Here is a 20683-nt window from a genome sequence, read left to right as displayed (position 1 = left end):
CGGTTAATTTCAACCGCACTTTTTTATTTCATCTTAGTTAATTTGCAACGAGATCGCCCAATCCCATTCCGTTTCACTCAAACGATATTGCGCTTTTAACGCAGGTCCACAAGAGTTAGAACCTACCCCACTCATTTTATAATCCACACACAAGATTGTACTGCCACTTTTCTCCAAATCATATTGGTGCTTTTTACTGCCCAATTCTTCTTGAGAGTAAGGGGAAACATTCATACTAAAAGGCGTATGACTTTGCACGGTAAAGCAATCAGACGAATTTGCCACCTTCACTTCAGTACAACCATAGTGACTGCCATTTTCTTGCGGTTTCAAATAAGGCACATGATTACTTTCTGGCGTTGTTTTATAACGACCTAAAGCCGTGGCGTGATGTTTATCTAGATAACTTTCCGTTGGACCATAGCCCACATACTCCACTTGGTTAAATCCTTGATTAAGGAAAAAACGTAAACCAAAGCGTGGTAAGAATGACAAGTGCGGTTGTTTTTCAGCATGAATATTGATGTGAAGTAACCCATTTTGTTCAATACGATACACCACATTCAATGTCAGAATTCGCGCTTTTGATACGGCGACCAGCCCCAATTTGAAGGTGATTTCAACCGCACTTTCCTGCTCGGTTAAACGGTAATTATAAACACGGCTCGTAGCACGATCGTAACCTGCAGCAAGCCAATGTGCTTTAATTAAACTATCGTTATCCAAAGGCGCTCGCCAAATATTAAAATCGGCAGGTTGATTCAACCAAGGCTCGCCAGCTTTACGAATTTGTTGAATAGTGCCTTTATATTGATCAAACTGGTATTCAATATCTGAAACTTTAACTGAAATTAAATTGGCATATTCTGAAACAGAAATCGATTGGATATTTGATTTGATCTCATCAGCGAATAAATGTGATTGCGCCGACAAAATAATCTGATCAAATCCCAAACAATGCCCTTGAGGAATTAAACCTGTTTCTGTTTTTTGATGATAGGTTAAGGTCAAAATTTGTAATGAACCGTTACTTGCTGGCAATCGTAAAGGCAAAAGTGCGGTTGACTTTGGCACAATGTTTAAATCATCTATTTGGCCTTCTTGTATAACAGCAAAATCTTCGCTAATTTGATAATGAATCGAAATGGTCTCTGCCGCATCCGTAAAATCCAAATAATTTTTGAGTTCAACATGACCATTTTTTAAGGTAGCACGAAGTGGACGATACACATTTTTGTATTCCAACAAATTGCTTTGAATTTGGCGGTCTGCTGTCACTAATCCATCAGCACAAAAATTACTATCATTCGGTGTGTCATTAAAATCCCCGCCATAGCCCATCTTGCTTGAGTTTGGCAAATAAGGGGAATGATTGCACCACTCCCACACAAAGCCACCACAAGCGCCAGCATGTCGTTCCATAGCTTGGAAATAATCTTCCGTGTCCCCGCAAGAATTCCCCATCGCATGCAAATATTCACAGAAAAGATACGGCTTTCGATTTTTGTCATCGGCAAAATAAGCATCTAATTCTTCCGTGCTGGTGTACATTTCGCTATGAAAATCTAAATTGGATGTGTCATTTTGATGTGCTGAATGTTGAAAGATCGCATTCTCATAATGCACTAAGCGACTTGGATCGCGTTGTTTTACCCAAGCGGCCGCTTGCTCAAAATTCTCACCATAACCACTCTCATTTCCTAATGACCAAATCACAACAGAAGGCCGATTTTTATCTCGCTCAATATTGGCATAAGTGCGGTCTAAAATGGCTTGATTAAATTCAGGGCTTCGAGCCATATAGCAATAATTATCGATTGTTTTTTGACGAATTGCTTCATGATCAATCTCTGTTTTTACCCCTAATAAAATGCTTGTTTCTGGCGACTCAACATAGACTGCATTCGTGCCGTGTGATTCAATATCACTTTCCGCAATCACATAAAAACCATATTCATCACACAATTCAGTAAACCAAGGTGCATTCGGATAGTGCGCTGTGCGAATGGCATTAAAATTATGCTGTTTCATTAAGCGTAAATCTTGCAATGCTTGTTCTCGACTAATGACATAACCCGTTTTCGGATCGCTATCGTGACGATTAACACCTTTAAACTTAATGGCTTGCCCATTAAATAACATTACCCCATTCTTCACTTCGATATGACGTAAGCCGACCTTTTGGCAAATCACTTCAGAGCCATATTGTAAAATCAACGTGTATAAGCGAGGTTTCTCCGCATGCCATAATTGTGCATTTTCAATTTCAGCATGAAATGCATGCCCTTTTTGTTCTATTATCAATTTGCCTTTAGGATCACATAATTGCCAAGAGATAGGTTGTTCACTTCTAACAAACTGACAGGCCACATATAATTCAGCCTTGGTAAGATCTTGATTCAATTGCGTTTGAATGAAAAAATCTTGTAAATAATTTTTTTCTCGCTCTAACAGATAAACATCTCGGAAAATACCAGACATTCGGAATTTGTCTTGGTCTTCCAAGTAACTGCCATCACACCATTTCAACACGAGAACATGTAAGTGGTTTTCTCCTTGTTGCAAAAAGTCAGTGATATCAAATTCACTGGTGCAATGACTAATTTGGCTATAGCCCGCAAATTGGTGATTCACATAGACAAATAAGCAACTATCTACCCCTTCAAAATTTAAGAGATACCGTTTTTCTTGATTGATTTCGACATTAAAGATTCGATGATACAAACCACAAGGATTTTCAATGGGTACATAAGGGGGATCAAAAGGAAAAGGATAATTTACGTTGGTATATTGATGATTATCGTAACCATGATTTTGCCAATTGGAAGGGACGGGGATTTTATCTGTAAATGAAAAATGAAGGAAATCTTGAGGCAAGTGAGTATAGCTTTCAAAATAAGCAAAATCCCATTCACCATTTAGTAAGGTAAAGTAAGGGGAAAATTCTCGTGTCTTTTTGACCGAACTTTCTGTTGAAGAAAAAGGAATAAAATAAGCATGATGTGGTGTGGTATTCACATGTAAGGTTTGTGGATCTTCAAAATAACGAGGCAACGACATAAAAACTCCCAATGCAATTTAGCCACATAAAAAAAGTCGCCTGAATGACGCCACTATACCTAAAATCTTCGACTAATCTAGTGATAAGTTCACAAATCGTGATACTTATCACATTAATTTTTATGGCAATTTTGCCAAGAAGGCATAACCGCCTTTTTCACTCATTATTTCAACATTAGAATCCGCTGTAATGAATGCTGACTCACCTTGTTTCAAGGTAAGTGCGGCTGATTTTTCTTGTATTTTTAGCTCGCCTTGCATCACTAACAAAATACCCGCACTTTGAAGATTCACTTTAGTATGCTGTTCGGGTTCGACACGAATTTGAGCTAAGGCAAAATCTTTTACTGGCGTTTTATAAGTAAATTCTGAGTGATTTTGAGGTGCTGCTAAGATAATTTGTGGTATCACTTCGCGACAATCCACAATTTTTAATAATTCGACAATATCGACATATTTTGGTGTTAATCCACCACGAATCACATTATCAGAACATGCCATTAACTCCACGTTTTGTCCGCGAAGATAAGCATGAGGAATACCCGCATCTTGGAAAATGCCCTCTCCTTCTTTTAAATGCACAATATTAAAGAGATAAAAACACACCAAGCCTGCATCTAATTTTTCAGGTGAAATCGCCATCGCTTCCATCGTATATAGCACCCAATAATCAGGATTATCTAGCGTCAACTTACCATTTTTATAAGGCTGTTGATTAGCTTCAATAATAGGTAATAGCCAATTTGCGAGCGTTGATTGATCCGCCAACATTACATCTGCATAAAATTCAGCAAGGCTTTGTGTGCTTAGTTTTTCAACCAAAGGTTGCAAAGAGGGGCGTGCATTTAATGTGGCAAGAATTTGAGATTTTGTTTTAAAACCATGTAAAAGCCAAAAATCAGATAAAGCAATCATCATTTCAGGTTTGTGATTTCGGTCTTTATAAGTTCGTGTGTTATCTGTGAGTGATACACCTTTTGCATTTTCAGCCTCAAAGCCCTTTTCAGCTTGCGCTTTCGTTGGGTGTAATTGAATCGATAACGGCTTTTCAACATCTAAAATCTTTAACAAATAAGGAAGTTCATCACCAAATTGCTGACGACTTGCTTGCCCAAGTGCGGTCGGATTTTGCGATAAAAATTCAATAAGGGATTGTTTACCTGTTACATTCTCAATTTCAGAAGGTACTGATGGATGTGCGCCTAACCACCACTCCGCACAAGGTTGATCTTTCGCTGAATTTAATCCAATCAATGATGCAATATAGTTTTTTCCACCCCAAGCATAATGCTGTACTTGGCCAGTTAATCGATAAATCATTTTTACCTTCTTTAAAAAGAATAAGTATAAAAAAATCCGCTCATTTAAAGCGGATCTTTTAGTCAGTAAATCTTATTTTGTTAAACTTAAAACAACAGATTCTCCAGCAATCACTTCACCCGATTTTTTCTCGATAGATGAAATTTCATCCATGTTAGAGATAACCACTGGTGTTAAAACTGATTTTGCTTTTGATTCTAATGTTGCTAAATCAAATTCGATTACTGTGTCGCCGCGTTTTACGCTTTGACCTTCGTGTGCGATGCGAGTGAATCCTTCACCTTTTAATTCAACGGTATCAATACCGAAGTGAACGAATAATTCAACACCCTCTTTTGATTCCATTGAAAAAGCGTGGTTGGTTTCAAAAATTTTACCAATTACACCATCAACAGGCGCAACGATTTTGTTACCTGTTGGGCGAATTGCGATACCATCACCCACGATTTTTTCAGAGAAAACAACATCTGGTACATCTTCGATGTTCACAATCTCACCAGAAAGTGGCGCATAAATTTCAACTTCCACTGCTTTGTTTTCTTTTGAACCAAATAATTTGTCAAATAAGCCCATTTTAATCTCCTATCTATTAAAGATGGCTGATATTTTAACGTAAAACTCTGTTTTTGTATCTAGTTTAACGACTTTTCTGCTAAAAAAGCTTGAATTAATTGCTCAATTTCAGCTGCTGTTGGTTTTTGTAATGCTTCATCTGCCAATGCTTTCGCCTCTTGGTAACTCACATGACGCACTAATTTCTTGATATGTGGTACAGAAATTGCACTCATACTAAACTCATCTAAGCCCATACCGAGTAACAATAAAGTTGCACGTTCATCACCGGCTAACTCACCACACATCCCCGTCCATTTACCTTCTGCATGAGAAGCATCAATCACCTGTTTAATCAAACCAAGCACTGAAGGTGACATCGGATTGTATAAGTGAGAAATTAATTCGTTACCACGGTCAACGGCTAAGGTATATTGCGTTAAATCGTTTGTACCAATACTGAAGAAATCCACTTCTTTCGCTAAGAATTTCGCATTCACTGCCGCAGATGGGGTTTCAACCATGACACCTACTTGGATGTTTTCATTAAAAGCTTTACCTTCTGCACGTAATTCTGCTTTTAAGGTTTCAAGCACGGATTTTAACTCGCGAATTTCTTCTACCGAAATAATCATCGGGAACATCACGGCAAGTTTACCAAATGCAGATGCACGCAATACGGCTCTTAATTGTGCACGTAAAATTTCACGACGATCAAGGGCAATACGGATTGCACGCCATCCAAGGAATGGGTTCATTTCTTTTGGTAAATTTAAATATGGGAGCTCTTTATCACCACCGATATCCATGGTACGTAATACCACTAGACGCCCTTCCATTGCTTCAACCACTTCTTTATAAGCAATGAATTGCTCTTCTTCGCTTGGTAATTGATCACGATCCATAAAGAGGAATTCAGTACGGTATAAACCCACCCCTTCTGCACCATTACGGTGTGCGCCTTCGCAATCACGAATCGTACCAATATTCGCAACCACTTCAACTTTATGACCATCAAGGGTCACTGCAGGCAAATCTTTTAATTTCGCTAATTCTGCTTTTTCTTCAGCAAGTTTTGCTTCTAGTGTTTTTAATTCGTCAATTTCTGCTTGAGTCGGATTCACGTAAACACGGTTGTTCACGGCATCTAAAATAAGATAATCACCAGTATTCACTCGCGCTGTGACATCATTTGTCCCAACAATAGCCGGCAATTCAAGTGAACGAGCCATAATTGAGGTGTGGGATGTTCTACCACCAATATCAGTGATAAAACCTAATACTTTTTCTAAGTTTAATTGAGCGGTTTCTGATGGGGTTAAATCGTAAGCCACAAGGATAGACTCTTCGGCGATATCACCAAGATCTACGATGTGCATACCTAAAATATTTTTGATTAAACGATTACCGATATCACGGATATCACCTGCACGTTCTTTTAAGTATTCATCATCAATTTCAGACAACATTTCAACTTGTTGATCGATGATTTTACTTGCAGCGACACTCGCATTCACTTTGTGTGAACGAAGATAATCAAGAATTTCCTCTTCTAATTCTTCGTCTTCAAGGATCATTAAATGGCCTTCAAAGATCGCCGCTTTTTCTTCACCTAAAGATTTTAATGCGCGTTGATGAATGGAATTAAGTTGCTCAACAGCAGCTTCACGCCCCGCATAAAAACGAGCGACTTCTGCGTCGATTTGATCTTCTGAAATTTTTTGGAAATCCAGAACAATTTTTTCTTCTTTTAATACTAAAGCTTTACCAAAAACGATACCTGGCGATGCTGGGATACCTGTAATCATAATTTTACATTCCGAAATAATTTATTAAAGGCTAAATAAACAATAGCCACAGAATAGGAATCCTGTGGCTATCGTTAATTATTCTAAAGTAGGAATTAATGCTACTAAATGTTCAACGGCTTGTTGTTCGTCTTCACCTTCCGCCGAGATGGTGATTACAGTTCCTTGCGTCAAACCTAAGGTTTGTAGCTTAAATAAGCTTTTCGCACTTGCACTTTTTCCACCAGAAGTGACTGTTACATCAGAAGCAAACGCTTTCGCTTCTTTAACAAATTGCGCCGCTGGACGGGTGTGTAAACCATTAGGGGCTGTAATTTCTACATCTTTTGAGAACATAATGTTACCTCTATTTAATAATAGTAAAATTTAAGCAATTTAATCTATAAATCGTTGGTAGTATCGCTATTAAATGCCCAATAATCAAGGCAAAACACAAAAAAAATTGAGCTACATCACAAAATTTAAACCTTTGTATACCCAATTTGAGTAAAAGATATACTACACAGAAAAATGGCGTTGTGATTTCGTCTCACTCAAGCTTTCAATGAGGCGATGATAATTCTCATAGCGTATTGGTGAAATCCGACCTGCTTCAACTGCCTCACGTAATGCACAGCCAGGATCATTCAAATGTTTACAATCACGGAACTTACACGTGCCTAAGACATATTGAAATTCACGATAGCCTTTGGTGATTTGCTCAGGCTCCAAATGCCATAAGCCAAACTCGCGAATGCCCGGTGAATCAATCAAATTACCGCCTTGTGGCAAATGATATAAACGAGAAGAGGTTGTGGTATGTTGCCCCAAGCCTGAGGTTTCACTGATGCCACCGACTTGCGCATTGACCGTTGGTAAAATATGGTTAATTAAACTGGATTTGCCTACACCTGACTGCCCCACAAAAATGGATGTGCCATCACTTAAAAGTGCGGTCAATTTTTCCATATTTTTTCCGGTTTCAGCAGAAATGATGATGGTCTGATAACCAATATCACGGTAAATCTGTAATTGGCTTTCCACTTCCCGCTCTTGCTCGGCATCTAGTAAATCACCTTTATTCACTACAATGACAGGTTCGATCCCGGCATTTTCACATACCACTAAATAACGATCGATAATATTAAGTGATAGTACCGGTACAACCGCTGAAACAATAATAATACGATCGATATTGGCCGCTATTGGTTTCAGCCCATCATAGTAATCTGGACGAGCTATTTCATTTTGTCTTGGGTGAATGGCTTCAATCACACCACTCACACCTTGAAGCTGTTCGTTGCCTTGTCGCCAAATCACTTTGTCTCCAACCACGAGACTGGAAAGTGTACGACGTAAATTACAACGGAAAATTTCGCCTTGTGCATTTTCCACATCTGCATGAACTGAATAACGCGTAACGACTACCCCATCTTGGCTTTCTCCTAGCATATCATCTTGCCATTCCACTTCTTTCTTCTTGTGGCGATGCAAGGCTTTCGCGTTATTTGATTGAATTCGACGAGTTTGATTTTGCGTTAGTTTACGTTTGCTCATAAAGTGCGGTCGTTTTTTCCGATGTTTTTCGTTAAAATAAACGGGATTAAAAATGTTTATAGGATACCTTATATTATGCAATTAGATAAACAAAATCTGATTTGGATCGATTTAGAAATGACAGGATTAGATCCTGAAAAAGAACGCATTATTGAAATCGCAACCATTGTGACAGATAAAGATCTCAATATTTTAGCGGAAGGACCTGTGATTGCAGTTCATCAAAGTGATGAATTATTAAACAAAATGTCGGAATGGTGCGTAAAAACCCACACAGCAAATGGCTTAGTTGACCGTGTTAAAGCGAGCAAACTCACTGAACGTGCAGCAGAATTACAAACATTAGATTTTTTAAAACGCTGGGTGCCGAAAGGTGCTTCACCGATTTGTGGCAACAGCATCGCACAAGATAAACGCTTTCTTTATAAATATATGCCTGATTTAGCCGATTATTTCCACTATCGTCATGTGGATGTCAGTACATTAAAAGAATTGGCTTCTCGCTGGAAACCAGAAATTTTAGACGGGTTCAAAAAAGGCAATACTCATTTAGCTCTTGATGATATTCGTGAATCAATTAAAGAGTTAGCTTACTACCGTGAGCACTTTATTAATCTGGGTTGATGAAAACTTAGGCAAACTCAATCATTTGCAAAATCTGCGCTTGCGTTGAATAAATTTTTTCGTATAATGTTGCCTCATTCACCAATGTGAAATGCGGGAATAGCTCAGTTGGTAGAGCACGACCTTGCCAAGGTCGGGGTCGCGAGTTCGAGCCTCGTTTCCCGCTCCAAATTTTCACATAAATGCCCTGCGGGAATAGCTCAGTTGGTAGAGCACGACCTTGCCAAGGTCGGGGTCGCGAGTTCGAGCCTCGTTTCCCGCTCCAAATTTTCACATAAATGCCCTGCGGGAATAGCTCAGTTGGTAGAGCACGACCTTGCCAAGGTCGGGGTCGCGAGTTCGAGCCTCGTTTCCCGCTCCAAATTTTCACATAAATGCCCTGCGGGAATAGCTCAGTTGGTAGAGCACGACCTTGCCAAGGTCGGGGTCGCGAGTTCGAGCCTCGTTTCCCGCTCCAAATTCTCAATCCGTTGCTGAAAAGCAGCGGATTTTTTTATTGTATTTTCCCTACATATTCCCTTCAAAATACGATAAAATCCCCCAGAAACTTTAACCTAAAAAATCACTCTAAGAATGACCGAATTAACCCAATACATTCCTGATGAAGGCACGATGCTCCGTTTTGGTAAAAAACTCGCAGAAGTGCTTGTAAAACAACCGAAAGATAACGCTATTGTGCTTTATTTTAATGGCGATCTTGGTGCAGGGAAAACCACCCTGACTCGTGGAATGGTGCAAGGTTTAGGCTACCAAGGCAATGTCAAAAGTCCTACTTATACCTTAGTTGAAGAATATAGCATTGCAGGGAAAATGATTTATCACTTTGATTTATATCGTCTTGCCGATCCTGAAGAATTGGAATTTATGGGCATTCGCGATTATTTCAGCCAAAATTGCATCTGCTTAATCGAATGGGCAGAAAAAGGTGAAGGCATCTTGCCTGAGGCTGATTTATTGGTGAATATTGATTATTACGACGATGCTCGAAACATTACGCTAATTGCTCAAAACTCAGTGGGCGAGCATATTTTGACACAGCTATAAAATTGATTTACATGAAAGCAAAATTTTCGTTTCTTTTTGGAATATTTTCTCTAATTTCTACTACCGTATTTGCCGCACCACAATGGACAATTGCCATTGATCCTGGCCATGGTGGTAAAGATCCCGGTGCTATCGGAAAAAATCTCGGCATTTATGAAAAAAATGTCACCCTTTCTATTGCACGAGAATTAAAAGCCTTATTAGATAAAGATCCTAATTTTAAAGGCGTCTTAACACGCAGTAGCGATTACTACATTTCCGTGCCTGAACGCTCTGAAATTGCACGTAAATACAAAGCAAATTTTCTCGTGTCTATCCATGCCGACTCCTCTCTTAATGCAGACCAACGTGGTGCATCTGTTTGGGTGCTATCCAATCGCCGTGCCAACGATGAAATGGGTCAATGGTTAGAAGACGATGAAAAACGCTCTGAGCTTTTAGGCGGAGCCGGTAAAGTACTTTCCAATAACAATGATAAATATTTAGATCAAACTGTACTCGACCTGCAATTTGGTCACAGTCAACGTACAGGCTATGAACTTGGCAACAGTATTTTACGTCGCTTTGCTCGCGTAACCTCATTAAGTCGTAGCACCCCACAACATGCTAGCCTTGGCGTATTGCGTTCACCCGATATTCCTTCGGTTCTGGTGGAAACTGGCTTCCTTTCTAATATGGAAGAAGAACAAAAACTGAATACCATTGCTTATCGTCGTCGTATTGCTTATATGATTTATGAAGGCTTAGTCGCTTATCGTAATGGTAATTTAAAAGCGATTGCTGTTCCTCCAAGTGATGAGCAAGAGAGCAAATCTACAAAATCAAACGACAAAAATAATGAAAAATCAGACCGCACTTCCGATGTGAAAGACAGTGGTATTCGCCATAAAGTGAAACCAGGTGAAAGCATTGGTAGCCTAGCAAATAAATATGATGTCAAAGTCAGTGAAATCATTGAGTTAAATAAACTGAAACGCAAAGAACTTTGGCTAAATGAAACCATTAAGATTCCTGATAATGCCAAAGGCAAAAAAGCGGAAGAACCAACTAAAAAAGAAGAGAAAAACATCGAAAAATCTGACCGCACTTCCGATGTCAAAGACAGCGGTGTACGCCATAAAGTGAAACCAGGTGAAAGTATTGGTAGTCTGGCGAACAAATATGATGTGAAAGTCAGTGAAATTATTGAATTAAATAAACTGAAGCGTAAAGAACTTTGGCTAAATGAAACCATTAAAATTCCAGATAACGGCAAAGGTAAAAAGGTAGAAGAAAAACCTAAATCGGATGATAAAGCCAAAGCCGATAACAAAGGAAAAAACAGTAAGATTGTTGAAGCTGAAAAAGCCGTTTCTAAAAAAGATAAAAAACAAGAAAAAACCGAGAGTAAAAAAGAGCCTGAAAAAAAAGACAACGATAAAAAAGACACTTCTTCAAAATGGAATGAGAAGAAAGATAATGGCAAGAAAGAAATCCCGCTTTACCATACGGTGAAAGCCGATCAAACTATCTATGCCATCTCTCGTGAATACAATGTACCAGTTAATCGTCTTTTAAAACTGAACCCAACATTGAAAAACGGCAAAGTCGTAACTGGGCAAAAAATCAAACTTAAAGAAAAATAAGGAATCCTATGGCAATCAAAATTCTTTCTCCACAGCTGGCTAATCAGATTGCCGCAGGTGAGGTGGTCGAACGCCCTGCTTCTGTGGTGAAAGAATTGGTGGAAAACAGCCTTGATGCCGGTGCCAATAAAATTCATATTGATATCGAAAACGGCGGCGCCAGCCTGATTCGTATTCGAGATAATGGCAGCGGTATTCCTAAAGAAGAATTAAGTCTCGCACTCGCTCGACACGCAACTAGTAAAATTGCCGATCTCGATGATCTCGAAGCCATCTTAAGTTTAGGTTTCCGCGGTGAAGCCCTTGCTAGTATCAGCTCGGTTTCTCGCCTCACACTTACCTCTCGCACAGCTGAGCAAAATGAAGCGTGGCAGGTTTATGCACAAGGACGAGAGATGGAAACCACAATTAAACCTGCTTCTCACCCTGTTGGCACGACAGTTGAAGTGGCGAATCTCTTTTTTAACACGCCTGCTCGTCGTAAATTCTTACGCACTGATAAAACAGAATTTGCTCATATTGATGAAGTCATTCGTCGTATTGCTTTAGCAAAATTCAATATCGCTTTTACGCTCACTCATAATGGCAAAATTATTCGACAATATCGTCCTGCAACGAATGAAGAACAACAGCTCAAACGTGTTGCCGCCATTTGTGGCGATGATTTTGTGCAACATGCCTTACGCATTGATTGGAAACATGATGATTTGCATCTTTCTGGCTGGGTGGCGACACCTGAATTTACACGTTCTCAAAATGATTTGAGCTATTGCTATATCAATGGACGAATGGTGCGCGATAAAGTGATCACCCACGCCATTCGTCAAGCTTATGCGGAGCATTTGCATACTGAGCAATACCCTGCATTTGTGCTATTTATCGATCTCAATCCACATGATGTCGATGTCAACGTGCATCCAACAAAACACGAAGTTCGTTTCCATCAAGCGCGTTTAATTCATGATTTTATCTGCCAAGGTGTAACAAATGCACTCAATGCCATTCCTCAAGCTGAATTGGATTTAGCGCCAGCGATAAATGAGGCAAGAGAGCCTTCAGCTTCGTATCAAACGCACTATGAACCTAAACCCAATCGTGCAGCGGCAGGGCAAAATATTTTCGCCTCAAATTATCATCAATCTCGTGAAAAACAATCAGAAAATCGACCGCACTTTTCAAACCGTAGTGAATATGTTCCGTCATATGGTTATCGTAAACAACCTACAAAGACTGAACAACGCTTATATGGTGAATTAGTACGTCCTGTGGAAACTTCTCAAGTTTTAACAAAGTCAGCCGTTGAACAACTCCCACAGACAAGTGAACCAGGCTATTTACGCGCATTAGCATTAATTGAAAATAAAGCGTTGCTTTTACAACAAAATCAGCAGTTTTATTTGATGTTATTAGCTAAATTGCAAACCTTAAATTATGAATTAACCTTACAACAAAGTGAAATTCCACAACAACCATTGCTCATTCCGATTATTTTTCGCTTAAATGAAAAACAATTTGAACAATGGCAAAAACAAAAAGCGTTTTTTCAGCAAAGTGGTTTTGAATTCATTGAGAATAAAGCTCAACTACGCCTCACATTAAACAAAGTACCTGCGATTTTACGTACGCAAAATTTGCAAAAATGTGTGGTGAGCCTGCTTGCTGAACATGTAGAAAATATGCCTGATTTTCTGACCGCACTTTGTCAGACGCTAGAGATGAAACCGATTGAGGTGTTAGCGGATGCAGTCAGCTTATTAAGTGAAACGGAACGCTTACTGAATAAAGCTCATCAAGAAAAATTTAATACATTACTGAAACCAATTAACTGGCAGCCTTTTTTAACTGATTTGTAATATGACACAAAAAACTTACTCCAAACCAACCGCACTTTTTCTGATGGGGCCGACGGCCTCCGGAAAAACGGATCTTGCTATTCAATTACGTCAAAGCCTGCCAGTGGAAGTGATCAGTGTTGATTCTGCATTAATTTATAAAGGCATGGATATTGGCACGGCAAAGCCTTCTAAAGAAGAACTAGCCCTTGCCCCTCACCGCTTAATTGATATTTTAGATCCCGCTGAAAGTTATTCTGCGATGAATTTTCGTGACGATGCGCTCAGAGAAATGGCCGATATTACCGCGCAAGGTAAAATTCCGCTTTTGGTTGGCGGCACCATGTTGTATTACAAAGCATTGATTGAAGGACTTTCCCCCCTTCCATCTGCTGATGAAAAGTTACGATTAGAAATTGAAGAAAAAGCGCAAAAACTTGGCTGGCCTGCTCTTCATCAAGAATTACAAAAAATTGATCCTATTTCTGCAGAGCGTATCAATCCAAATGATTCTCAGCGCATTAATCGTGCATTAGAAGTATTCTATTTAATGGGCAAATCATTAACGGAATTAACTGAACAAAAAGGCGAAGAATTGCCTTATCAATTTTTACAATTTGCTATTGCTCCAGAAGATCGTGCGGTGTTACATCAACGTATCGAACAACGTTTCCATAAAATGATCGAATTAGGTTTCCAAGAAGAGGTTGAAAAACTCTATCAACGAGAAGATCTCCATCCTGATTTGCCTTCTATCCGCTGTGTGGGCTATCGACAAATGTGGGAATATTTACGTGGTGACTATGATCATGAAGAAATGGTCTTCCGTGGCATTTGTGCGACTCGCCAATTAGCAAAACGACAAATCACCTGGCTGCGCGGCTGGAAAACACCATTAAATTGGCTAGATAGTCTGCAACCGCAACAAGCCAAAGAAATCGTACTACGCAAGATTGACGAACATTTTAAGGGGTAAATTATGGCGCTTTCACTTCCGCTTTCGACTGAAAAACTCATTCAACTTGGCGAAGTGCTTTGCCAACATTTCCCTGAAATGAATCTTGATAAAATAACCCAACAAATCGAGCGGGACGAAACAGATCTCACGACAGCAATCGGACAAATAAACTATGCCATCAGTCTGTCTGATTTCTTGGAAAAAGTCTTAAAAAAACACCCGCACTTTTTAGCCCAATGGTGGCAAACACCTCCTCAATTTTCAGATTGTCAACATTACGCTAGCCATCTAGCTGACCAACTCTCCACTATCCAAAACGAAGAACAGCTTTACAAAACGCTACGAGATTTTCGAAATCAAGAAATGGCGAAACTCAGTTTCTGCCAAAGTTTAAATCTTGCTACTGTAGAAGAAATTTTTATTCGTCTTTCTCAACTTGCTGAAAGTCTTATCATCGGTGCAAGAGATTGGCTGTACAAACAAGCTTGCGAAGAAATGGGCACGCCTTGTGATGAAAATGGCAACCCTCAGCAACTCTATATTCTTGGCATGGGAAAATTAGGTGGTTTTGAGCTAAATTTTTCCTCTGATATTGATTTAATTTTCACCTACCCCTCACAAGGCGAAACTGTTGGGGCAAGACGAGCCATTGATAACGCCAAATTTTTTACCCGTTTAGGACAACGTCTAATTAATGCGTTGGATCAATTTACACCAGATGGTTTTGTCTATCGTACGGATATGCGTCTTCGCCCTTTTGGCGACAGTGGTGCACTTGCCCTAAGTTTTTCTGCGATGGAGCAATATTACCAAGATCAAGGGCGAGATTGGGAACGTTATGCCATGATCAAAGGGCGTATTTTAGGAGCTGATGCGCAAGATCCCAATGTAAAAACCTTACAACAATTACTTCGTCCTTTTGTATATCGACGCTATATTGATTTTAGTGTGATTCAAGCGTTACGTGAAATGAAAGGTAAAATTGAGCGTGAAGTGCGTCGTCGTGGCTTAAAAGACAATATTAAACTAGGCGCAGGCGGGATTCGAGAAATCGAATTTATCGTGCAAGTTTTTCAACTGATTCGAGGTGGACGTGAGATTAAGCTCCAACAACATGAATTGCTTAAACTTCTACCCGAAATACGGGATCTCGGTTTAATTACACCTCAGCAATATCATGAATTAAGAGACGCTTATATCTTCCTTCGTCGCACTGAAAACGTATTACAAGCCATTGACGACCAACAAACGCAACTTCTGCCAACCGATGAAGAAAATCGCCTCAGATTAATGGTTGCTTGTCGAGAATACACTTATTTAGATGAAAACAATCAGGCTACGATAAAATCTTATCCAATTGAAAACTGGGATGATTTCTATCGAACGCTACAATCACACCAACAAAAAGTGCGGTCAGTTTTTGATGTATTAATTGGTGAAGAAAAAGATGAACGTACCGATGACAATAATCAGTGGATTGATTTTTTAGAAAGTGATCTTGATGACATTGAACAAATGTTGGTTGATAATCACATTGATGATGACGCAATTTCCGATATCTTAGATAAACTTATTCAATTCAAAGAGGGGCTTGCGCGCCGTGTTATTGGATCTCGAGGTCGAGAAGTGTTAGCTCACTTATTGCCAAATATCTTCACTCAAATATTTGAACAAAAAAATTACCGCACTTTATTGCCACGCATTCTCAATATTATCGATAAAATTGCGAGTAGAACGACGTATTTAGAATTGCTCTTAGAAAATCCTCAAGCCATTAAGCAGCTTATTGAACTATGTGCACAATCACAGATGATTGCCGAACAAGTGGCTCGCCACCCTATTCTACTCGATGAATTATTAAATACTGAAGCGCTACGTAATCCATTGCCGTTCACACAGTATCCTGACGAATTAAAGCAATATATGCTACGATTACCGCAAGATGATGAAGAGCAATTTATTGACGGTTTACGCCAATTCAAACAGTCTATTTTATTACGCGTTGCAGCCGCAGATATTCTTGGCGTATTGCCTGTTATGAAAGTGAGTGATCATCTCACTTATCTGGCTGAAGCAATTATTGATGCCGTTGTCAATTTTGCCTGGCAACAAGTTAGTCAACGCTTTGGTGTACCGGAACATCTAGTAGGTAAAACAGAAAAAGGCTTTTTAGTCATTGGCTACGGTAAATTAGGCGGAATTGAACTCGGGTATAAATCCGATTTGGATTTAGTCTTTTTATACCAAGCGGTTGAAGGCCAAACTATTGGAGGGAAAAAATCCATTGATAGCAATCAATTCTATTTAAGATTGGCTCAAAAAATTGTCAGTATTTTTAGTATGAATACGAGTGCAGGTATACTCTACGATATTGATATGCGATTACGACCTTCAGGCGATGCGGGCTTATTAGGCTGTTCACTTCAAGCATTTGAAAACTATCAACTCAATGAAGCATGGACTTGGGAAAAGCAAGCACTTGTCCGTAGTCGTGCCATTTTTGGTGAAACTGAATTAAAAGCAGAATTTGAAAAAATTCGCTGTAATGTACTTTCCGCACAAAGAGATATTAATCAGTTAAAAATTGAAGTAAGAGAAATGCGTGAAAAAATGTACGAACATCTATCTCATACAAAAGAAGGCTTTTTTAATATCAAAACAGATCGTGGTGGTATTACCGATATTGAATTTATCGCCCAGTATCTGATGCTCGCGAATGCCCCAGCTAATCCAATATTAACCAAATGGTCTGATAACGTCCGAATCTTTGATTCAACGGCTGAATATCATATTATTTCTCTAGCAGAGTGCGAAAAGCTCAAATCCTGTTACGTGACACTACGCAATAAAATCCATCACCTAAACTTATTAGGAAATCCTGTTATTGTGGGTGATTCGGAATTTATAGAAGAAAGAGAATTTGTTTGTTCTTTCTGGAATAAGCTATTTTCTTAAAAGATTAAAGGAGTCTATCCCCAGATATTTGGGATAAACTCCTTTTTTATATATTTATTCTTTACGTGAAAATAGCCTAGATTTCTACTGCACTTTCCTATTTTCAATCGTAATCTTTAATAATAAAAATCCATAAACAAAAACCCCAAGCCATTCAGCTCGGGGTTCACATTCACTACCTGGCGGTGTCCTACTCTCACATGGGGAAGCCCCACACTACCATCGGCGCATCGGCGTTTCACTTCTGAGTTCGGTATGGGGTCAGGTGGGACCACCGCTCTATCGCCGCCAGGATTATTCCTTTAATAACTTCTTCTCTCTCTTTCTGCTCTCACTATCTCTAGTGCTCACAACCAAACAAGCTGATTCAACCTAAAAACTTTCTCTTTCGTCTCTGAGTCTTTTTATTTTAGTCTTACAACCTCAAAAACCCTTGAGCGTTGTATAGTTAAGCCTCTCGGGCAATTAGTATCTGTTAGCTCAACGGCTCGCACCGCTTACACACCAGACCTATCTACGTCTTAGTCTTAAACAACCCTTACAGATTTTAAATCTGGGAGAACTCATCTCAAGGCAAGTTTCGTGCTTAGATGCTTTCAGCACTTATCTCTTCCGCACTTAGCTACCCGGCAATGCGTCTGGCGACACAACCGGAACACCAGTGGTGCGTCCACTCCGGTCCTCTCGTACTAGGAGCAGCCCCTTTCAATTCTCCAACGCCCACGGCAGATAGGGACCGAACTGTCTCACGACGTTCTAAACCCAGCTCGCGTACCACTTTAAATGGCGAACAGCCATACCCTTGGGACCTACTTCAGCCCCAGGATGTGATGAGCCGACATCGAGGTGCCAAACACCGCCGTCGATATGAACTCTTGGGCGGTATCAGCCTGTTATCCCCGGAGTACCTTTTATCCGTTGAGCGATGGCCCTTCCATTCAGAACCACCGGATCACTATGACCTACTTTCGTACCTGCTCGACTTGTCTGTCTCGCAGTTAAGCTTGCTTATACCATTGCACTAACCTGACGATGTCCGACCGTCATTAGCAAACCTTCGTGCTCCTCCGTTACTCTTTGGGAGGAGACCGCCCCAGTCAAACTACCCACCAGACACTGTCCGAGACCACGTTTCGTAATCTTCGTTAGAACATCAAACGTTAAAGGGTGGTATTTCAAGGTCGACTCCATAATCACTGGCGTGACTACTTCTAAGTCTCCCACCTATCCTACACATCAAAATTCAATGTTCAGTGTCAAGCTATAGTAAAGGTTCACGGGGTCTTTCCGTCTAGCCGCGGGTACACCGCATCTTCACGGCGATTTCAATTTCACTGAGTCTCGGGTGGAGACAGCCTGGCCATCATTATGCCATTCGTGCAGGTCGGAACTTACCCGACAAGGAATTTCGCTACCTTAGGACCGTTATAGTTACGGCCGCCGTTTACTGGGGCTTCGATCAGGAGCTTCTCTTTCGATTACACCATCAATTAACCTTCCAGCACCGGGCAGGCATCACACCCTATACGTCCACTTTCGTGTTTGCAGAGTGCTGTGTTTTTAATAAACAGTTGCAGCCAGCTGGTATCTTCGACCGGTTCAACCTTCATCCGCGAGGGACTACAATCTACGCCGGCGCACCTTCTCCCGAAGTTACGGTGCTATTTTGCCTAGTTCCTTCACCCGAGTTCTCTCAAGCGCCTGAGTATTCTCTACCTGACCACCTGTGTCGGTTTTCAGTACGGTTTAGATAAACCTGAAGCTTAGTGGCTTTTCCTGGAAGTGTGGTATCGGTTACTTCAGCTCCGTAGAGCCTCGTCATCATCTCTCGGTGTTAAAGAAGTCCGGATTTGCCTAAACCTCTCACCTACCAACTTAAACGCACATATCCAACAGTGCGATAACCTAACCTGCTCCGTCCCCACATCGCAGTTTATCCAAGTACGGGAATATTAACCCGTTTCCCATCGACTACGCTTTTCAGCCTCGCCTTAGGGGCCGACTCACCCTGCCCCGATTAACGTTGGACAGGAACCCTTGGTCTTCCGGCGAACGGGTTTTTCACCCGTTTTATCGTTACTTATGTCAGCATTCGCACTTCTGATACGTCCAGCTAACCTCTCGATTAACCTTCATCCGCTTACAGAACGCTCCCCTACCCAACAGTATTGCTACTGATGCCGCAGCTTCGGTGCTATATTTGAGCCCCGTTACATCTTCCGCGCAGGCCGACTCGACTAGTGAGCTATTACGCTTTCTTTAAATGATGGCTGCTTCTAAGCCAACATCCTAGCTGTCTAAGCCTTCCCACTTCGTTTCCCACTTAATATAGACTTTGGGACCTTAGCTGGCGGTCTGGGTTGTTTCCCTCTCCACGACGGACGTTAGCACCCGCCGTGTGTCTCCTGAGTATCACTCTTCGGTATTCGTAGTTTGCATCGGGTTGGTAATCCGGGATGGACCCCTAGCCGAAACAGTGCTCTACCCCCGAAGGTGTCCGCTCAAGGCTCTACCTAAATAGATTTCGGGGAGAACCAGCTATCTCCCGGTTTGATTGGCCTTTCACCCCCAGCCACAAGTCATCCGCTAATTTTTCAACATTAGTCGGTTCGGTCCTCCAGTTAGTGTTACCCAACCTTCAACCTGCCCATGGCTAGATCACCGGGTTTCGGGTCTATACCTTGCAACTAGACGCCCAGTTAAGACTCGGTTTCCCTTCGGCTCCCCTATTCGGTTAACCTCGCTACAAAATATAAGTCGCTGACCCATTATACAAAAGGTACGCAGTCACCCCAAAAGGGCTCCCACTGCTTGTACGTACAAGGTTTCAGGTTCTATTTCACTCCCCTCACCGGGGTTCTTTTCGCCTTTCCTTCACAGTACTGGTTCACTATCGGTCAATCAGGAGTATTTAGCCTTGGAGGATGGTCCCCCCATCTTCAAACAGGATATCACGTGTCCCGCCCTACTTGTCGTTAGCTTAGTACCATGACCTGGACTTCGAGTACGGGGCTATCACCCTGTATCGCCAAGCTTCCCAGCTTGTTCCTCTGTCTCTGTCATTATCACTAACAGGCTCCTTCGCGTTCGCTCGCCGCTACTAACGAAATCTCGGTTGATTTCTTTTCCTCGGGGTACTTAGATGTTTCAGTTCTCCCGGTTTGCCTCACTTACCTATGGATTCAGTAAGTGATAGTAGATTCTTCATCTACTGGGTTTCCCCATTCGGACATCTTGGATTAAACGCCTCTTATCGACTCATCCAAGCTTTTCGCAGATTAGCACGTCCTTCCTCGCCTCTGATTGCCAAGGCATCCACCTTGTACGCTTAGTCACTTAACTATACAACCTCAAAAATTCTTGATGTTG

The 20683-nt window shown here is 40.8% G+C and carries 12 protein-coding genes, 4 tRNA genes and 2 rRNA genes; 10 read left to right on the top strand and 8 right to left on the bottom strand.

Annotated elements, in window-relative coordinates:
• Positions 1 to 33 precede the first annotated feature (33 nt).
• The 6 genes from ADA56_RS08935 to rsgA all read right to left on the bottom strand — a co-directional run bounded on the left by ADA56_RS08935 (position 34) and on the right by rsgA (position 8276).
• Entirely contained in the window at positions 34 to 3060 is a 3027-nt protein-coding gene (locus ADA56_RS08935) for a glycoside hydrolase family 2 TIM barrel-domain containing protein (protein WP_049370212.1), read from the bottom strand.
• A 120-nt stretch (positions 3061 to 3180) separates the two neighbouring features.
• Positions 3181 to 4380 carry a mannose-6-phosphate isomerase, class I gene (manA, locus tag ADA56_RS08930; RefSeq protein ID WP_049370211.1) on the bottom strand — a complete coding sequence of 400 codons (1200 nt, stop codon included), beginning with the start codon at positions 4378 to 4380 and terminating at the stop codon, positions 3181 to 3183.
• Between the two features lie 72 nt (positions 4381 to 4452).
• Positions 4453 to 4953 (bottom strand): PTS glucose transporter subunit IIA, encoded by a 501-nt coding sequence (crr, locus tag ADA56_RS08925; RefSeq protein WP_049370210.1) that lies wholly within the window; start codon positions 4951 to 4953, stop codon positions 4453 to 4455.
• A 59-nt stretch (positions 4954 to 5012) separates the two neighbouring features.
• Positions 5013 to 6740 carry a phosphoenolpyruvate-protein phosphotransferase PtsI gene (gene ptsI, locus ADA56_RS08920; RefSeq protein WP_049370209.1) on the bottom strand — a complete coding sequence of 576 codons (1728 nt, stop codon included), beginning with the start codon at positions 6738 to 6740 and terminating at the stop codon, positions 5013 to 5015.
• A gap of 78 nt (positions 6741 to 6818) precedes the next feature.
• The gene (gene ptsH, locus ADA56_RS08915; RefSeq protein ID WP_005695633.1) at positions 6819 to 7076 is read right to left on the bottom strand and encodes a phosphocarrier protein Hpr; all 258 of its coding nucleotides are present in this window, start codon (positions 7074 to 7076) and stop codon (positions 6819 to 6821) included.
• A 162-nt stretch (positions 7077 to 7238) separates the two neighbouring features.
• Positions 7239 to 8276, bottom strand: coding sequence for a small ribosomal subunit biogenesis GTPase RsgA (rsgA, locus tag ADA56_RS08910; protein WP_049370208.1), 1038 nt, complete (start codon positions 8274 to 8276; stop codon positions 7239 to 7241).
• A 75-nt stretch (positions 8277 to 8351) separates the two neighbouring features.
• Between rsgA and orn the strand changes: the two genes are divergently transcribed.
• From orn to glnE, 10 genes are all read left to right on the top strand, one after another.
• Positions 8352 to 8900, top strand: coding sequence for an oligoribonuclease (gene orn, locus ADA56_RS08905; RefSeq protein WP_049370207.1), 549 nt, complete (start codon positions 8352 to 8354; stop codon positions 8898 to 8900).
• 93 nt (positions 8901 to 8993) lie between these two features.
• Positions 8994 to 9069, top strand: a tRNA-Gly gene (locus ADA56_RS08900).
• A 20-nt stretch (positions 9070 to 9089) separates the two neighbouring features.
• Positions 9090 to 9165: transfer RNA gene (locus ADA56_RS08895), tRNA-Gly, on the top strand.
• Between the two features lie 20 nt (positions 9166 to 9185).
• Positions 9186 to 9261 (top strand) — tRNA-Gly (locus ADA56_RS08890).
• A gap of 20 nt (positions 9262 to 9281) precedes the next feature.
• A tRNA-Gly gene (locus tag ADA56_RS08885) sits at positions 9282 to 9357 on the top strand.
• A gap of 116 nt (positions 9358 to 9473) precedes the next feature.
• Positions 9474 to 9944 carry a tRNA (adenosine(37)-N6)-threonylcarbamoyltransferase complex ATPase subunit type 1 TsaE gene (tsaE, locus tag ADA56_RS08880; RefSeq protein WP_005695630.1) on the top strand — a complete coding sequence of 157 codons (471 nt, stop codon included), beginning with the start codon at positions 9474 to 9476 and terminating at the stop codon, positions 9942 to 9944.
• Between the two features lie 11 nt (positions 9945 to 9955).
• Positions 9956 to 11569 carry an N-acetylmuramoyl-L-alanine amidase gene (locus ADA56_RS08875; protein ID WP_049370206.1) on the top strand — a complete coding sequence of 538 codons (1614 nt, stop codon included), beginning with the start codon at positions 9956 to 9958 and terminating at the stop codon, positions 11567 to 11569.
• A gap of 8 nt (positions 11570 to 11577) precedes the next feature.
• The gene (gene mutL, locus ADA56_RS08870; protein ID WP_049370205.1) at positions 11578 to 13422 is read left to right on the top strand and encodes a DNA mismatch repair endonuclease MutL; all 1845 of its coding nucleotides are present in this window, start codon (positions 11578 to 11580) and stop codon (positions 13420 to 13422) included.
• Position 13423: 1 nt separating this feature from the next.
• A complete protein-coding gene (gene miaA, locus ADA56_RS08865) occupies positions 13424 to 14377 on the top strand; it encodes a tRNA (adenosine(37)-N6)-dimethylallyltransferase MiaA (protein WP_049370204.1) in 954 nt (317 codons plus the stop codon).
• 3 nt (positions 14378 to 14380) lie between these two features.
• Positions 14381 to 17314: a bifunctional [glutamate--ammonia ligase]-adenylyl-L-tyrosine phosphorylase/[glutamate--ammonia-ligase] adenylyltransferase gene (gene glnE, locus ADA56_RS08860; protein WP_080972363.1), complete on the top strand. Its 2934-nt coding sequence runs from the start codon at positions 14381 to 14383 to the stop codon at positions 17312 to 17314.
• Positions 17315 to 17491: 177 nt separating this feature from the next.
• Here the strand turns inward: glnE and rrf are convergent.
• Both rrf and ADA56_RS08850 read right to left on the bottom strand, forming a co-directional pair.
• Positions 17492 to 17607: ribosomal RNA gene (gene rrf, locus ADA56_RS08855) — 5S ribosomal RNA — on the bottom strand.
• A gap of 151 nt (positions 17608 to 17758) precedes the next feature.
• Positions 17759 to 20656 (bottom strand): 23S ribosomal RNA (locus ADA56_RS08850).
• Positions 20657 to 20683 lie beyond the last annotated feature (27 nt).

Source organism: Parahaemophilus parainfluenzae, assembly GCF_001055095.1.
Lineage (GTDB): Bacteria > Pseudomonadota > Gammaproteobacteria > Enterobacterales > Pasteurellaceae > Haemophilus_D > Haemophilus_D parainfluenzae_Z.
This window is presented reverse-complemented; position numbering and strand designations above follow the sequence as displayed.

Bases quoted from the DNA above. Each gene is read 5' to 3' on its own strand.
- rsgA (WP_049370208.1), bottom strand. From the start codon at position 8,276: ATGAGCAAACGTAAACTAACGCAAAATCAAACTCGTCGAATTCAATCA.
- ADA56_RS08935 (WP_049370212.1), bottom strand. From the start codon at position 3,060: ATGTCGTTGCCTCGTTATTTTGAAGATCCACAAACCTTACATGTGAAT.
- ptsH (WP_005695633.1), bottom strand. From the start codon at position 7,076: ATGTTCTCAAAAGATGTAGAAATTACAGCCCCTAATGGTTTACACACC.
- manA (WP_049370211.1), bottom strand. From the start codon at position 4,380: ATGATTTATCGATTAACTGGCCAAGTACAGCATTATGCTTGGGGTGGA.
- crr (WP_049370210.1), bottom strand. From the start codon at position 4,953: ATGGGCTTATTTGACAAATTATTTGGTTCAAAAGAAAACAAAGCAGTG.
- ptsI (WP_049370209.1), bottom strand. From the start codon at position 6,740: ATGATTACAGGTATCCCAGCATCGCCAGGTATCGTTTTTGGTAAAGCT.
- glnE (WP_080972363.1), top strand. From the start codon at position 14,381: ATGGCGCTTTCACTTCCGCTTTCGACTGAAAAACTCATTCAACTTGGC.
- orn (WP_049370207.1), top strand. From the start codon at position 8,352: ATGCAATTAGATAAACAAAATCTGATTTGGATCGATTTAGAAATGACA.
- miaA (WP_049370204.1), top strand. From the start codon at position 13,424: ATGACACAAAAAACTTACTCCAAACCAACCGCACTTTTTCTGATGGGG.
- tsaE (WP_005695630.1), top strand. From the start codon at position 9,474: ATGACCGAATTAACCCAATACATTCCTGATGAAGGCACGATGCTCCGT.
- ADA56_RS08875 (WP_049370206.1), top strand. From the start codon at position 9,956: ATGAAAGCAAAATTTTCGTTTCTTTTTGGAATATTTTCTCTAATTTCT.
- mutL (WP_049370205.1), top strand. From the start codon at position 11,578: ATGGCAATCAAAATTCTTTCTCCACAGCTGGCTAATCAGATTGCCGCA.